Genomic DNA, 13,687 nt, shown 5'->3' with positions numbered 1-13,687 from the left:
GATGGGAATCGAAATTGAGCGAAAATTCTTAGTGATTGGAGATGAATGGCGCGCGCTTGCACCAGGCACTCTCTATCGACAAGGCTACATTCCAACGCTAGAAAGTACAGTGAGAATTCGGATTATTGACGATCGAGGATTTATCACGATTAAAGGCATGACTCAAGGCATTTCGCGATCGGAGTTTGAGTATGAAATTCCGATCACGGATGCTGCACAAATGTTAGATACGCTCTGCAAACCGCCACTGATTGAAAAATATCGGCACAAAATTTCACTGAATGGCTTAGTTTGGGAAGTCGATGAGTTCTTAGGGCAGAATCAAGGATTAATCATGGCAGAGGTTGAACTAAAAAGCGCCGATCAGTCGATCGATCTGCCCGAATGGATTGGAGAAGATGTTTCTCACGACCCGCGCTATTACAACTCCAATTTAGCGAAGCATCCGTTTAGTACGTGGTAACGCTCTGCACTAGCAAAACACACTCAATTTCAATTCCTGAGCCAGTTTTTCAACTAGAAAAAGTCCAGCAACAGAATTTCCAATCCGATCGATCGCTGGACTATAGCAAGCGATCACGCCTTGTTTTGGCACGATGGCGAGCAGCGCTCCACTCACGCCCGACTTCATCGGCAAGCCAACCTTTACAGCGAAAATTCCAGACACTTCATACAATCCGCAGGTCAACATCAGGGCTGAAACCGTCTGCTGGTGCAAGTGAGAAATTTCCGGATGCGGTTTTGCCAGCAATAACCCCAGTTGTGCTAAATCTGCGATCGTCCCTGACAAACAGCAAAGCTGATTATACGTATCCAGCGCCAGATCTGAACGATCCAGCAAGTCACTCTGAACAAGTAAATCCGCGATCGCACGATTGGTTTCATTCGGCAGCGATCGTACTGAATTCAGCGCGTTTTGATCCAATTCAATTTGAGTGTGAGCGAGATCGTTCAACCATTTGCAAAATGCGGCACAGCGGTCTGAACCGGAAGCTTTGGGCATCAGACCTGTAAGCGCGATCGCGCCGCTATTGATCATAGGATTGCGAGGACGGCTATGATCCGCTTTCAGTTGCACGATCGAATGAAACGGCAAATCCGAAGGTTGCATCCCCACTTGCTGAAAGACGCGCTCAGCACCGACCTGCTCTAGAAGATAAAGCAGCAAAAACGGCTTAATGACGCTCATCAGCACAAAAGGCTGAGCGACATCACCCGCGGCTAGCGTTTGAGTTTCAGCCAAAACTTGAGCCGCAAGCAGGCGCGAATCAACCTGCGCCAACTGCGGAATATAATCTGGAAGCCGTCCTTGCAGCGTAAACCGTCGTGCTTGGATAACCCAAGCATCGAAATCAGCTTGTGTGAGAACTGCCAGAGTCATGAGGAACCGAAGTTTAGAGAAGAAGCCAACAGGAGTATAGCCTCATTCGTTCTGCTTTCCTTAGACTTGATTAAATTCTTCGGTGCGTTCGCTGTAATCGATCGGTAAAACAACCATCAAGTTTTCATTGGGGCGAGGAATATAGTGCGATGATAGAAACAGTTTGTCGCCTTCTTTGTAAGCCGTCATTTTTTTGGCAGCTTCTAATCCAGCTTCAACGGAGATTTTGACTTCTGAAACATCGCCTCGAACGACGATCGTAATATAAGCGCCGCTAACACGTTCCATTTCAACTAATGTCACTCGTGCGGCTTTGACCATGACATCTGCAACCGCAAGCGCCGGGGGTAAACCCCGCACTTCTACCATTCCGACTGCCTTAGCCATCCTCTAAACTCCCTTCCATATTGCGCGCAATATATAGATTATTACAGTTTGGTCTATGGATGGCGAAACTCGGGTCGTTGCTTCCGCTGTTCATTCTGATTAGAAAATCTAATCTATTTGCGCCGTTTGCGATGCACTAAGCCACCGAGCATGATGGCAATTCCTGAACCGAGCAGAGTAGAAGGTTCTGGAACAGCGGTTACATCGACTGCAAGCCGAGCAGCACGAGCTGTAGAGTTAGCAAAGGGGATCGCTCTAGGAGTGAGATCGACTCTGGTGATGCGAACAGAAGCACTGGCTGAGGTGGTGTTATCTCCGAAGAAAACGAAATTTGGTAAATTGTACGGCACGCCTTCGGGTGAGTAGTTACGCAGGCTTCCGGTGAGAATGGGAGTCTGGAAATTGCCGTTTGCGAAGAGTCCATAGTAATTGCCTTGCACAGAGAGGTCGTAGCGAACAGCACGCACTGGGTTAAATGAAGTGCCTTCTGCATGAGTAAATCGAGGCGGTTTGGTCGCTCCGTCGTTTTGTGCCCAGATGCGATCGCTCAATTTCGCATCACTTGCCCAGAATCCCAGTTCGATACCGCGCCGATCAGAACTCAAAGCGATAATGCTAAATCCTGCTCGATCAGGATTTTGATGGGCTTCAGACAATAGTTGGAGATTGAAGCCCAATGTATATCCTTTGGTACGATCGAGGGTGCGAAAAATTGAATATCCGCCTTGGAGAGTGTTGGATGCTCTGGTGTTGAAGGTTGTCCCACCATTGCTGACGATTTCAGTGCCGGGAGGTGTCACGCTTGTCCAACCTTGTTTGGCAAATGAGGTATTACGTGAACCATCGTATAGATTTAGAGTCTGTGCTTGTACCTGGGTTGCAGCGAGTGTCAAACTCAAGCCTGCAAGGATTCCGACTGCTGTTCTCATTCTTCTTTCCCTCTAAGTAATGATTCGGGATAGAAGCGCCCTGCCAGTAGCAGAATACACCTAAAAAACAGGGATTTTATAATTCTTGAGAAATTGATGCGATCGCAGTTTAGTTTTCCGCTTGCTTCGCATTGTGCATTCGTATGTTTAGTGCGAAAGCACTCGTGCTACAAACGTTAAGTCTGTTGATGTTTGAGCTTGAACCAAAGCGATCGTAGTTTCCAAAACTTACTACTTTCCATCGCTTCAATTCGCGTTCTTAAAGCAGCATTCTCCGCTTGCAACTGCATTTCTCGCTGAATCTGCTGTTCCACAAAATTTTGATGTCCGACAATCTGAGGAATCGCTTGACGATTATGCGATCGACCTTTGATCCAAAATGCCTGATCTGGTCCGACTCGCTCTAAAACAGGCTTCTCATGATGTCGGTCGCAGAAATCATAAAACGCCTCTCGACACCCTTCCCAATAGCCAAAATCATCCAGAACAATACAGCCACCCGTCACAATGCGAGGATAAAACGTTTCTAAAACCAACGTCACCGAATCGTACCAATCCGCATCACAATGCAGCAACGCGACCTTCTCAGGCAATTCCGCTTGGAAAGTCGTTTCAAACCACCCTTTTCTAATCGTATACGACTGCTCATCCGTACCCACCGTGTGCAAAATCGTTTTGAGATCCTCAATCGTGCCCACACATTCCCCGACCCAAACCTTCGCATCATCCCCATCTTTTGCAGTTGTCGGTGGCATTCCTGCAAAACTGTCGTACAGCCAGAGATGTCGGTCTTCCAGAAACGTTGAAATTACGGCTGCTGAGCCGCCCTTGTAAGTTCCACACTCCACAAAGTCACCGTCGATCTGATTCAAATTCAGGTATTCGCAAAGTGCAGCCAGATTCGTCAGACGATCGGAAGTACACAGGGTATAAGGTTGAACTTGCTGAAGTAACAATGGGTCAAGAGACATAAAGCATTAGAGTTCGATAAGCGTTTCGTCTGGAGTTGAACTAGAGCGGTAAATCTCAAAAGTAGGATTGAGATTCACAATGCCTGCCCAGAGAATCGCATTGGGGTTTTGGAGAATTTTTAGCACAGCAGTATTATGAAGCATCGTCAAGACTCGTTTGAATTGATGTTCACTGAAGCCACCCTCTGCGATGCCGATTGTAATCGTATAATCTCCAGCCAGTAGAGGTAGATGAAACTGAAATCGAGCTTCGATCGAGCTACCTGCTTCGACCGCTCCAATGCTGTGCTTCATGCAGAATGTATTCGACTCAAACACGACTTCTCCTGTACGATTTCGCATTCGGAATCCTACATGCGGATCTTCCATGCGCTCTAGAAAGGTGAGTCCGATCGCCAGCTGAACTTTAGAATCACTAAAGGCGGATTGGATCGCGTGATTGTCCGCATCGAGAAACTGCACATACTTCAATTGCACTGATGTTGACGTGATAGCAGCATCGGTACTCGCTTGAGGCATTTGAATCGCAATGCGCTCCGGAGCTTGATCTTGTTTTTGTAAAAGCTTCGCTTCGTACAGATCAACGACTTGCCGGGGAGTTGCATCGAGAATGACTCTGCCATGTTCTAGCAAAATCGCGCGATCGCACAACTTGCACACGGCACTCGAATCATGCGAGACAAAGAGTAACGTTACGCCTGCTTCTCGTAACTCCCTCAATCGAATAAAGCATTTCTGCTGAAAGTAGACATCTCCTACTGCCAGCGCTTCATCGACAATGAGAATATCCGGATCAGTATTGACAGCCACGGCAAACGCTAACCGGACAAACATACCGCTCGAATAGGTTTTCACGGGCTGATCGATGAAATCTCCAATGTCAGCAAACTCAACGATCGTGTCAAATTTCTGCTCAATCTCAGCTTGACTTAGCCCTAAAATCCTACCGTTAAAAAAGACATTCTGCCGTCCTGTAAACTCTGGATTAAAACCACTCCCGAGTTCTAACAATGCGGAAATTCGACCATTAACAGTTAACTGTCCGGAGGTGGGAGTCAAGGTCTGGGTAATCACTTGCAGCAGCGTGCTTTTTCCGGCTCCATTCTGCCCGACAATGCCGATCGTTTCGCCTCTGAAAATTTCTAAATCAATCTCTTGGATTGCCCAAAATGGCACAGCCCGACTTTTCCCAGGCAGCAAGATCTCTTTTAAGCGATCGACCGGACGCGCATACCGCTTAAAACACTTTGAAACACCTTTGAGAGAAATTGCAACCTCAGCCATAGAGTTCATCCTACACAACATCAGCAAACGCTGGACGCAATCGCCGATAAACGAATAGCCCAATGGCAAACGTGAGCATGGAAACGCCCCACAACACGCCCAATTCTTCCCAATGATGCATCCGACCGACCAACACTAAATCACGATACACTTCGACGATCGTGGTCATCGGATTCAACCAGAACACCAAAAATCGCCATCCTTCAGGAATGAGTGAAGATGGATAAACGATCGGAGTCAAGTAAAACCACAAATTCAGAATCACCGTAATCGTTTGCGGAATGTCTCTCAAAAACACCGTCAATCCTGCTACGAGATACCCTAAACCCGCTGTGAGCAGCAATTGAGGAATCCAAATGATCGGAAATAACAGCACCGAAGTGTGAATCAGTTTGGCGGTAAATGCCACAAATGTAATCAGTAAGATAATTCCAAACGAGCTTTCGACCAATGCTGTACAAATGGGCACCAGCGGCAGCAGCCCTAGCGGAAATACGACTTTCTTGATCAAATTCGGCTGACTAATCACCGACGTGGTTGCCCCTGTGAATCCTGCGACAAAGGCTGTCCAAGGAATCAGCCCCGCAAACATCCATAGCCCAAACGTAAAGTCATTCGCAGGCAACCCCCGAAAATTGAGTTTGATTTGCAGAACAATCGAAAATAAGTATGTATATACTAATAGCTGCGCAAGTTGATTTAAGATCGCCCAAAAATTTCCGAGGATTGATCCTTTATATTTTGCTTCTAGATCGCGTTTAACCAAGGTTTTGAGCAGATCAAACTTGATCCAAAAAGATTGAGGAATCGGCAATCGGCGCACTGCTCGATCGCGTTGCCGTGTGCTGAAAGTAACGAATTTACGCGCCACGATTTTCAATGGATTTTTCACACCTCTCACCCTAGTTCAACGCAATTGCGTCTTCGTCAGGATATCAGTTTAGGCGCACATGTTCGATCGCGTGCAAAATTGCCGATCGTTGCTCATCGTCATATTGCCATCGGCGTAAAAAATCTCGATAGGTTCCATCTGACTCGATCGAGGTTTTTAATTCCATGAGCTGACGATCGACGCTTTTCGACATCATGCGGCGAATTAAATAAGTGCTGCGCCGCTGTACTCTGGCTGAACCCTCTGCCAATTCTGGCTTTTGATTGCGCGTATGGGTCAAGATCATGGCGGTTGACATGGCTAAATTCTTCGTCAGCAGATCCGCGACTTTCTCTTCAGCAGGAAGCAATCCTAGTACAACGTGAAAGCCAATTTCATCCATCAATTCCCGATCGTCGCTTAAATAAGTGACAAAAAAACCGCGTGCGCCGTTCTCAGTTTGTACTAACGCAGTTATGATCCTTTCAAGTTCAGGTTCCGAGACGTGACCCTGTTCGACCTCGGCAAGGAGTGATTGGGTTAGCTCGATCGCGCCTTCAAACGAGATCGAGTCGGGAATTGCAAAGCGAGAAGGAATCTCCATATTCACGATCTCTCTAAAGTTGATGGTTCTCAACAATTATGGCGATCATTTCCTCTAAAAAACAGCCCAACGATCGAGATAAAGCTGCTGCGCCCGCTGACAAGGTGAGCGTCATGGCGCAAGCTGTCTCCCAAGCTGTCTCCAATGGCAAGCCTGAGAAGACAACCATTCTTCAAGCTGAGCCGGAGCCTGAAGAACGCAGCAAACAAGAAGAAAAAATCCGTCCCCAATGTCTGACGGAATATATTGGACAGAAAGATCTCAAAGATGTCTTAGATATTGCGATTCGTGCCGCTAAGTCTCGCCAAGAACCGTTAGATCACTTGTTACTCTACGGTCCTCCTGGACTGGGCAAAACCACGATGTCGCTGATTTTGGCACAAGAGATGGGCGTGAAATGTAAGATTGCCAGCGCTCCTGCCCTCGAACGCCCGCGCGACATTATGGGCTTACTGATTAGCCTGCAACCCGGTGATGTGCTATTCATTGATGAGATTCATCGCCTTGCCAAAGTCGCTGAAGAATTGCTCTATCCAGCAATGGAAGATTTTCGGGTAGACATTCCCCTCGGCAAAGGGAAAAGTGCCAAAATGCAGTCGATGAGCTTGCCGCCTTTTACGTTAGTAGGAGCCACAACGCGAGTCGGTGCGTTGACTTCGCCGTTGCGCGATCGCTTTGGCTTAATCCAACGCCTGCGATTTTACGAAATCGATGAACTGACTGAAATCGTCTTGCGTACGGCTGCACTGCTGAAAATGAACATTACCCAGTCGGGTGGAGAAGAGATTGCTCGCCGCGCCCGTGGAACCCCTCGGATTGCCAATCGCTTGCTCAAACGAGTCCGCGACTTTGCTGAAGTGAAAGCCTTTCGAGAAATCGATCGAGACATTGCCGCCGAAGCCCTGCAACTGTTCAACGTCGATCCTTGTGGTTTAGATTGGACGGATCGCCGCTTGCTCAGTTTCATGATCGAACGACACAACGGTGGTCCCGTCGGACTTGAAACGCTCGCTGCGTCCACGGGTGAAGACGCTCAAACGATCGAGGAAGTTTACGAACCCTATCTGATGCAAATCGGGTATCTTAGCCGTACCCCACGGGGTCGAGTGGCAACTGCGGCTGCTTGGAAACATTTGGGCTATACCCCACCCGATACTCATCAAATGACACTTTTACCGTAGGAGATGTTCATGATTCGCTGTTTGCTCAAATCTCTGTTGATGGTTGCGATCGCGTTTTTCATCGCTTGGCAACCTGTTCTTGCTGAAGAAGAACCCATGACTGCTGCGACTCTGTTTGAGCAACTTTCGACTCTAAAACAGCAAGCCTTTGAATCGACAAACAAAGGTGACTTTACCAAAGCTGAAGCGTATTGGTCAGAACTGCTAGAGTTGCTGCCAGATAATCCCGCCATTTGGAGCAATCGCGGCAATTCCAAAGTCAGTCAAAACAAGTTAGAAAGTGCGATCGCGGATTTCAATAAAGCGATCGAGCTTGATCCGAATGCCCCTGATCCATATCTGAATCGGGGCGCTGCAATGGAAGGATTGGGAAAATTTGAAAGCGCGATCGCCGATTACAACAAAGTTCTCGAACTTGATCCCAATGATCCGGCTGCCTATAACAATCGAGGCAGTGCTGAAGCCGCATTAGGACAATGGGAAGTGGCAGTAAAAGATTTTCAAAAAGCAGCGGATGCTGCTCCAGACTATGCGTTTGCTCGTGCCAACTATGCATTAGCTCAGTACCAACTTGGCAACATTGAAGATGCCATTCGGACAATGCGAAATTTAGTTCGCAAGTATCCAAAATTTGCCGATATGCGGGCAGCGCTCACGGCTGCACTGTGGGTTGAAGGCAAGCAGGGCGAAGCAGAGAGCCAGTGGGTTTCAGCAGTCGGATTAGATAAGCGGTACAAAGACATTGAATGGGTGAAAAACGTGCGCCGATGGCCGCCAACCATGTCGAGTGCTTTGGAGAAGTTTCTCAGCCTCAAATCTTAGAACAATGGCTCTACTTTGAAACTATATAAGCTCAAAAATTCGATGGTTGAGCAGTATTGCGAACTCTGAACTATCCGCAACTCAACTTGAGCATAAGGTTAAGAGTTCACCACGATCAATCTGATGGGGAGAGCGGAGAAAGACCTAAAATCATAGTCCTGCTCCCCATCGTTCCACCTCTCCACTCTACAAAGTCAGCATCGTCAACTAGCCGTTCTCACCGCAGGCAACCTCAGATATCGGAAGACCATGAATTATTCGGATGCAATATTTAAAGAAATGTAATGAAAGTTGCAAAAAATCCGATCCGTTCATTCTATGGAATTGGGAGCCTTTAGGTTAGACGAGATCTCTAGGTTAGGGAGGAAGCACGATCGTGCCACCCATGTTGCAGATTCAACTTCTTGGTGGGTTTGACTTATCCTACGGCGACCAGTCGTGGACGAGGGCGATTTCAGAACGGCTTCAGTCTTTGCTGGCTTATCTAGCATTGAATCGGCAAAGGGCACAATCTCGCCAACACTTAGCCTATCTATTTTGGGGAGACTCGAGCAATCCGCAGGCTCGAACTAACCTACGTAAAGAGTTATACAATCTGCGGCAAAACCTACCCAATGTAGAACAGATTGTACGGATCGAGCCAAAAACGCTCTCATGGTCGCCAACTATTCCTTTTGCGCTAGATGTGATGGAATTTGAGAATGCAGTAGCACAGAACCAACTTGAACGTGCGATCGCGCTCTATCGAGGTCAATTATTGCCCAGTTGCGACAATGACTGGATTTTCCCAGAACGAGATCGATTGCAGCAATTGTATGTTCGAGCCTTAGAGCAATTGATCGAACAACTCAAAAACCAGCAAGACTATCGTTTAGCTTTAAACTACGCACAACAGCTATCACGGGTCAATCCGCTCAACGAATCGACCTACTGCACCTTGATGCAATTGCATGATTTGAGTGGCGATCGCGCTAATGCACTTCAGGTTTATCACCACTGTATGACGATGCTGCGCGAGGAGTTGGGCGTTGATCCGAGCCCTACCACTCGTAGATTCTATGAACAATTGCTACTAGAAGAAGAATCACCCATCGGCACATCTCCAATTCAGCCAAGGGTACATCTCCCCCTATCGCTGCCGTCACAATCCGCCTTGCCAATGGTCGGACGGAATCACGAGTGGCATTTAATTCAAGAATGGTCAGCGATCGCTGACCCCCAAGTTCTACTCCTCACTGGTGAACCTGGGATTGGCAAAACTCGACTTCTAGAAGAACTTCGAGAAACAACCCCTTTTGCGCTCTGGGGACGGGGATTTGCGGCTGAAATGCTACGACCCTACGGCATCTGGATCGATGCATTGCGATCGGTACGGCTCCTCAATCCTGTCCCAGCAGAATTAGGCTTCTTACTGCCCGAAATCGGACAACCGAGCAAAGCCCCACCGGATCGAAGCCATTTGTTTGATGCGGTCGTGCAATTGCTAGCAAACTGGGCAGCACAAACCCCCTTACTGGTGATGCTCGATGATATTCAGTGGATAGATGAAGGCTCATCCGCCTTACTGCACTATGCGAGTCGCTTGTTGACTCATCTCCCGGTTAAATTTGCTTGTACGGCTCGTTCTGGAGAACTCTCCAAAAATGCCGCGATTTCGCAAGTTCTTCGATCGCTTCGACGGGAGCAACGTTTAAATACGATTGAACTCCAACCCTTCGATCGAGGTAACACAGCAGCCTTGATTCATGCAGCCAATACCGATCATCCATTTGAGATGTCTCTAGAACTCATCGATCGAGTTTTTCGAGATAGTGGCGGCAATCCTCTCTTTGTGCTGGAGATAGCACGAGCATTGTCTCAGCGGCAATCTCATGCAACGGATTTGGCAGCGTTGATTCGCGATCGCTTAGACCAATTAGAGGACAAAGCGCGTGACCTTTTACCCTGGGCAGCCGCGCTCGGACGAAGTTTCAAGCCTGCAATGGTCGCTCAGGTGGCAGACTATCCGTTGCCGGAGTTATTCAGCGCGATCGCGCAACTAGAGCAACAAAGCATTATCCGTCCCAGTGCGACAGGTGAAAATGAACTAGGCTATGACTTTGCCCATGATGTCGTGCGCCAAGTTGTGTATCAACACATTTCAGAGCCGCGCCGCCAGTTGATGCATTGGCAGATTGCTCACCGGCTCAACCAAATCGCAACGCTAGATCATTCTTTTGCAGGAGATATTACTCATCATGCGGGGCTAGGAGGAGATCATGCACTCGCTGCCTCTCATGCCTTGCTTGCCGCAGAACGCTGCTTAAAATTATTTGCTTATGCGGAAGCAACAGTTCTCGCAGAGCGGGGGGTGCAGTCGTGTCAATGGCTCGATCAGCGCTCTCGTATTCCCTTACAGTTGAGGTTACTCCGAGTCTGGGCGATCGCAGGTGTCAAGCACGATCTCGCTGTGCAGATCGAAACTCAGGTTCATCAACTGATGGCAGAAGCAAATCGATTAGGCTTGAATGACGATGCCGCAATCGGACACGAAACTTTAAACGTTCTATATTACGAGCAGGGCAATTACGTTCAACTGCATCAACATTCCCTGCGATCAACAGAAGTGAGTCGTGCCGCTAGCCCTGCGACAGCTGCTAGAGTGTTAGCGCTGAGTGGCTCCTGCTTGACAGAATTGGGACAGGATATGATTCGGGCAGAAGCACTCCTCCTAGAAGCCCAATCCTTGGCGAATCGGGTCGGACTAGAGCAGTGTGATATCCATAGTGGATTAGGAGGGATTGAACTACACAAGGCGAACTATGATGCAGCGCGAACTTTCTTGCAACAGGCATTGCAACTCGCGCAACGCGATCGTGATCGTTGGCGAGAATGTAACTGTTTAATGGGGTTAATCATGACCGAATTAGAAGCAGGCAATCCAAGCGCTGCTTTGTCTTACTGTTCAACGATGACGCATCTTGTTGCCCAGATTGAAGGCAAAGAGAGTGAAAACGCTATAGCAGCAGCCTTAGCAGCGCTTGCCCATTATCAGCTTCAGCGCCCCGAAGCCAATTTAGAAGCCGCGATCGTCAAACTGCAACAACTGGATATCAAGCGAATGCTAGCTTACATCCTGATTGGAGCAGCAGAAGTAGATTTTGCTCAGGAACGATTTGAATTAGCGGCTCTTCGAGCCGAGGAAGCTTTACAAGCGGCGCAAACGATGAAGCATCCGAGCGAGATTGCGATCGCTGGAGCGCTGCTGATTCAAAGTGTTTTAGCATTAAAGCACGCCGAACGGGCAATAGGAGTATTTGAAACCTTACACCATCGGATTGATCGCCGTTTGCTCAGTGTCCGCGCTCAAACTCAGGTTGATTGCATGACGCAACAACTACAGCCCTTAATGAAAAAACGTAAACTTTCTAGTTGAGGTCGTTATGTCACTCGTGATTGTTGAAACTGTTGCCGAACAACCACTGACCGATGCTTACTTAGAAGAAGCCGTTGAAATTGCGTTGCCCTGTCTACAAGCTCGTGGGATCACCTGGCTTCATTCCCTCCTGTCTCGCGATCGCGCTCAAATGATCTGTCTTTACGATTCGCCCGATGCTGCGACTGTGCGGAACGCCTACGCTCATCTAGGAGTTCAAAAACGGGCAATCTGGTCAGGGGAAATGATTCCAAACCGTTCTCGCCCTCAACCCAACTCGACGGATCGCTCTGTCATCGAAGCACACTCTCCTGCTTCGAGCGCACCAGACTGGAACAGAATTCACCAACAATTTTCTCAATGCTGCACAGAGTTAGGGGTGAACTGGTTACGCTCCTATTTGTCGCTCGATCGTACTTCTGCGGTCTATGAACTAGAGGGATTGGATGCAGAAACGATTCGCGACGTTTCTCGAAAATTGGGCACTTCCTTTGATCGCATCTGGTCGGCTCACCTGCTGATGCCCTAACCCAGAAGGGTTTTAGAGTTGGAACGCTTTGGCAACGGTTTAGGAACGGCGAGATCGCTACCTTTAAGTTCAGATGAATTTTCAAGGAGCGTCCGATGACAACCCAAACTTTTGATACCACCAAAGCAGAAGCCTTTGCAGGAAGAATGTTCGAGATTTTCAACAGTGCCGCTTTGTCGCTGATGATGTCGATCGGACATCGGACTCAATTGTTTGACACAATGGCAGAATTGCCGCCCTCGACCAGTCAGCAAGTTGCTGCGGCTGCTGGGCTGAACGAACGCTATGTGCGCGAATGGCTCGGTGCAATGGTCACAGGTGGATTCGTAACCTACAATCCACTGACTCAAACCTATGTGCTGCCTATAGAGTATGCTGCTTTTTTGACGCGATCTGCTACACCGAACAATCTGGCTCTTGTTGCTCAATACATCCCGGTGCTTGCCTCGGTCGAAGAGCAAGTAATCGAGTGTTTCTATAAAGGTGGCGGTGTTCCCTATTCTGAGTTCCAGCGATTTCACGAGGTGATGGCGGAAGACAGTGGTCAATCGACAGTAACAGCACTATTCGATCAGATCTTACCGCTCGTTCCGGGACTGACTGAAGCACTAGAACAAGGCATTGATGTCCTCGATCTCGGGTGTGGGAGTGGACGAGCACTGAGCACCCTTGCCGCGAACTTCCCCAAGAGTCGCTTTACGGGCTATGACTTTTCGGAGGTGACGATCGCGACTGCAAACCATGAAGCGCGATCGCAAAATCTCAGCAATATTCGATTTCAAGTGCAAGATGCCGCTACTTTGAACGAGCACGATCGCTACGATCTAATCACAACGTTTGATGCAATTCACGACCAAGCACGACCGGACATCGTGCTACGCAATATCTATCAAGCCCTACGAAGCGATGGGGTTTACTTGATGCAAGACATTCATGCTTCCAGCCAGGTCGAGGGCAACCTAGAGCATCCGATCGCACCCTGGCTTTATACCATTTCTTGTATGCATTGTATGACGGTTTCTTTGGCTTATGGCGGTATGGGTCTGGGAACGGTGTGGGGCAATGAGCAAGCATTAAAAATGTTAGCTGAAGCGGGATTCAAGCGGGTCGAACTCAAACAAGTGCCCCAAGATTTTCTGAACGATTACTACATCACTTACAAGCAATAGCCCTATGTGCCAACTCTGCGGACTTGCAGCACGGTATGCCCGTGTTCGCCAGGATTCTCTTGTTCAAAATCTTAGTCAATTTGCAACTGTAATTCAAACAAAAGCATCGACTGAGACAAAGCCAAATCAACCAGTCACTAACCT

At 48.3% G+C, this 13,687-nt stretch carries 13 protein-coding genes; 6 read left to right on the top strand and 7 right to left on the bottom strand.

Going from position 1 to position 13,687, the window contains the following annotated elements; translation table 11 throughout:
- Position 1 precedes the first annotated feature (1 nt).
- Positions 2 to 463 carry a CYTH domain-containing protein gene (locus tag OU814_RS26610; protein ID WP_268242648.1) on the top strand — a complete coding sequence of 154 codons (462 nt, stop codon included), beginning with the start codon at positions 2 to 4 and terminating at the stop codon, positions 461 to 463.
- Positions 464 to 472: 9 nt separating this feature from the next.
- Here OU814_RS26610 and OU814_RS26605 read toward each other — a convergent pair whose 3' ends face one another.
- From OU814_RS26605 to OU814_RS26575, 7 genes are all read right to left on the bottom strand, one after another.
- Positions 473 to 1,381, bottom strand: a complete 909-nt coding sequence (locus OU814_RS26605) for a glutaminase (RefSeq protein ID WP_017288982.1) — start codon at positions 1,379 to 1,381, stop codon at positions 473 to 475.
- A gap of 60 nt (positions 1,382 to 1,441) precedes the next feature.
- Positions 1,442 to 1,768 (bottom strand): carbon dioxide-concentrating mechanism protein CcmK, encoded by a 327-nt coding sequence (locus tag OU814_RS26600; protein WP_017288983.1) that lies wholly within the window; start codon positions 1,766 to 1,768, stop codon positions 1,442 to 1,444.
- Between the two features lie 113 nt (positions 1,769 to 1,881).
- A complete protein-coding gene (locus OU814_RS26595; protein WP_268242647.1) occupies positions 1,882 to 2,697 on the bottom strand; it encodes a PEP-CTERM sorting domain-containing protein in 816 nt (271 codons plus the stop codon).
- 176 nt (positions 2,698 to 2,873) lie between these two features.
- Complete coding sequence (locus OU814_RS26590; RefSeq protein WP_017288985.1) at positions 2,874 to 3,668, bottom strand: TylF/MycF/NovP-related O-methyltransferase; 795 nt, start codon at positions 3,666 to 3,668, stop codon at positions 2,874 to 2,876.
- A 6-nt stretch (positions 3,669 to 3,674) separates the two neighbouring features.
- A complete protein-coding gene (locus tag OU814_RS26585; RefSeq protein ID WP_017288986.1) occupies positions 3,675 to 4,952 on the bottom strand; it encodes an ABC transporter ATP-binding protein in 1,278 nt (425 codons plus the stop codon).
- Positions 4,953 to 4,962: 10 nt separating this feature from the next.
- A complete protein-coding gene (locus tag OU814_RS26580; protein ID WP_017288987.1) occupies positions 4,963 to 5,844 on the bottom strand; it encodes an ABC transporter permease in 882 nt (293 codons plus the stop codon).
- Positions 5,845 to 5,887: 43 nt separating this feature from the next.
- Positions 5,888 to 6,427, bottom strand: coding sequence for a hypothetical protein (locus OU814_RS26575; protein WP_017288988.1), 540 nt, complete (start codon positions 6,425 to 6,427; stop codon positions 5,888 to 5,890).
- Positions 6,428 to 6,465: 38 nt separating this feature from the next.
- On the opposite strand from OU814_RS26575, the gene ruvB reads away from it, so the two are divergent.
- The 5 genes from ruvB to OU814_RS26550 all read left to right on the top strand — a co-directional run bounded on the left by ruvB (position 6,466) and on the right by OU814_RS26550 (position 13,543).
- Positions 6,466 to 7,608, top strand: a complete 1,143-nt coding sequence (gene ruvB / locus OU814_RS26570) for a Holliday junction branch migration DNA helicase RuvB (RefSeq protein ID WP_190653223.1) — start codon at positions 6,466 to 6,468, stop codon at positions 7,606 to 7,608.
- A 9-nt stretch (positions 7,609 to 7,617) separates the two neighbouring features.
- Positions 7,618 to 8,430: a tetratricopeptide repeat protein gene (locus OU814_RS26565; RefSeq protein ID WP_017288990.1), complete on the top strand. Its 813-nt coding sequence runs from the start codon at positions 7,618 to 7,620 to the stop codon at positions 8,428 to 8,430.
- Between the two features lie 385 nt (positions 8,431 to 8,815).
- Positions 8,816 to 11,845 carry a BTAD domain-containing putative transcriptional regulator gene (locus OU814_RS26560; RefSeq protein ID WP_268242679.1) on the top strand — a complete coding sequence of 1,010 codons (3,030 nt, stop codon included), beginning with the start codon at positions 8,816 to 8,818 and terminating at the stop codon, positions 11,843 to 11,845.
- A gap of 7 nt (positions 11,846 to 11,852) precedes the next feature.
- Positions 11,853 to 12,374, top strand: coding sequence for a nickel-binding protein (locus OU814_RS26555; protein ID WP_268242646.1), 522 nt, complete (start codon positions 11,853 to 11,855; stop codon positions 12,372 to 12,374).
- 95 nt (positions 12,375 to 12,469) lie between these two features.
- Positions 12,470 to 13,543, top strand: a complete 1,074-nt coding sequence (locus OU814_RS26550; protein WP_268242645.1) for a class I SAM-dependent methyltransferase — start codon at positions 12,470 to 12,472, stop codon at positions 13,541 to 13,543.
- Positions 13,544 to 13,687 lie beyond the last annotated feature (144 nt).

This window comes from Leptolyngbya sp. GGD, assembly GCF_026735145.1.
GTDB lineage: Bacteria > Cyanobacteriota > Cyanobacteriia > Leptolyngbyales > Leptolyngbyaceae > Leptolyngbya > Leptolyngbya boryana.
The sequence above is the reverse complement of the archived record's forward strand: the minus strand, read 5'-3'. Positions and strand labels throughout refer to the sequence as shown.

Bases quoted from the DNA above. Each gene is read 5' to 3' on its own strand.
- OU814_RS26590 (WP_017288985.1), bottom strand. From the start codon at position 3,668: ATGTCTCTTGACCCATTGTTACTTCAGCAAGTTCAACCTTATACCCTG.
- OU814_RS26565 (WP_017288990.1), top strand. From the start codon at position 7,618: ATGATTCGCTGTTTGCTCAAATCTCTGTTGATGGTTGCGATCGCGTTT.
- OU814_RS26600 (WP_017288983.1), bottom strand. From the start codon at position 1,768: ATGGCTAAGGCAGTCGGAATGGTAGAAGTGCGGGGTTTACCCCCGGCG.
- OU814_RS26595 (WP_268242647.1), bottom strand. From the start codon at position 2,697: ATGAGAACAGCAGTCGGAATCCTTGCAGGCTTGAGTTTGACACTCGCT.
- OU814_RS26585 (WP_017288986.1), bottom strand. From the start codon at position 4,952: ATGGCTGAGGTTGCAATTTCTCTCAAAGGTGTTTCAAAGTGTTTTAAG.
- OU814_RS26560 (WP_268242679.1), top strand. From the start codon at position 8,816: ATGTTGCAGATTCAACTTCTTGGTGGGTTTGACTTATCCTACGGCGAC.
- OU814_RS26605 (WP_017288982.1), bottom strand. From the start codon at position 1,381: ATGACTCTGGCAGTTCTCACACAAGCTGATTTCGATGCTTGGGTTATC.
- OU814_RS26575 (WP_017288988.1), bottom strand. From the start codon at position 6,427: ATGGAGATTCCTTCTCGCTTTGCAATTCCCGACTCGATCTCGTTTGAA.
- OU814_RS26550 (WP_268242645.1), top strand. From the start codon at position 12,470: ATGACAACCCAAACTTTTGATACCACCAAAGCAGAAGCCTTTGCAGGA.
- ruvB (WP_190653223.1), top strand. From the start codon at position 6,466: ATGGCGATCATTTCCTCTAAAAAACAGCCCAACGATCGAGATAAAGCT.
- OU814_RS26555 (WP_268242646.1), top strand. From the start codon at position 11,853: ATGTCACTCGTGATTGTTGAAACTGTTGCCGAACAACCACTGACCGAT.
- OU814_RS26610 (WP_268242648.1), top strand. From the start codon at position 2: ATGGGAATCGAAATTGAGCGAAAATTCTTAGTGATTGGAGATGAATGG.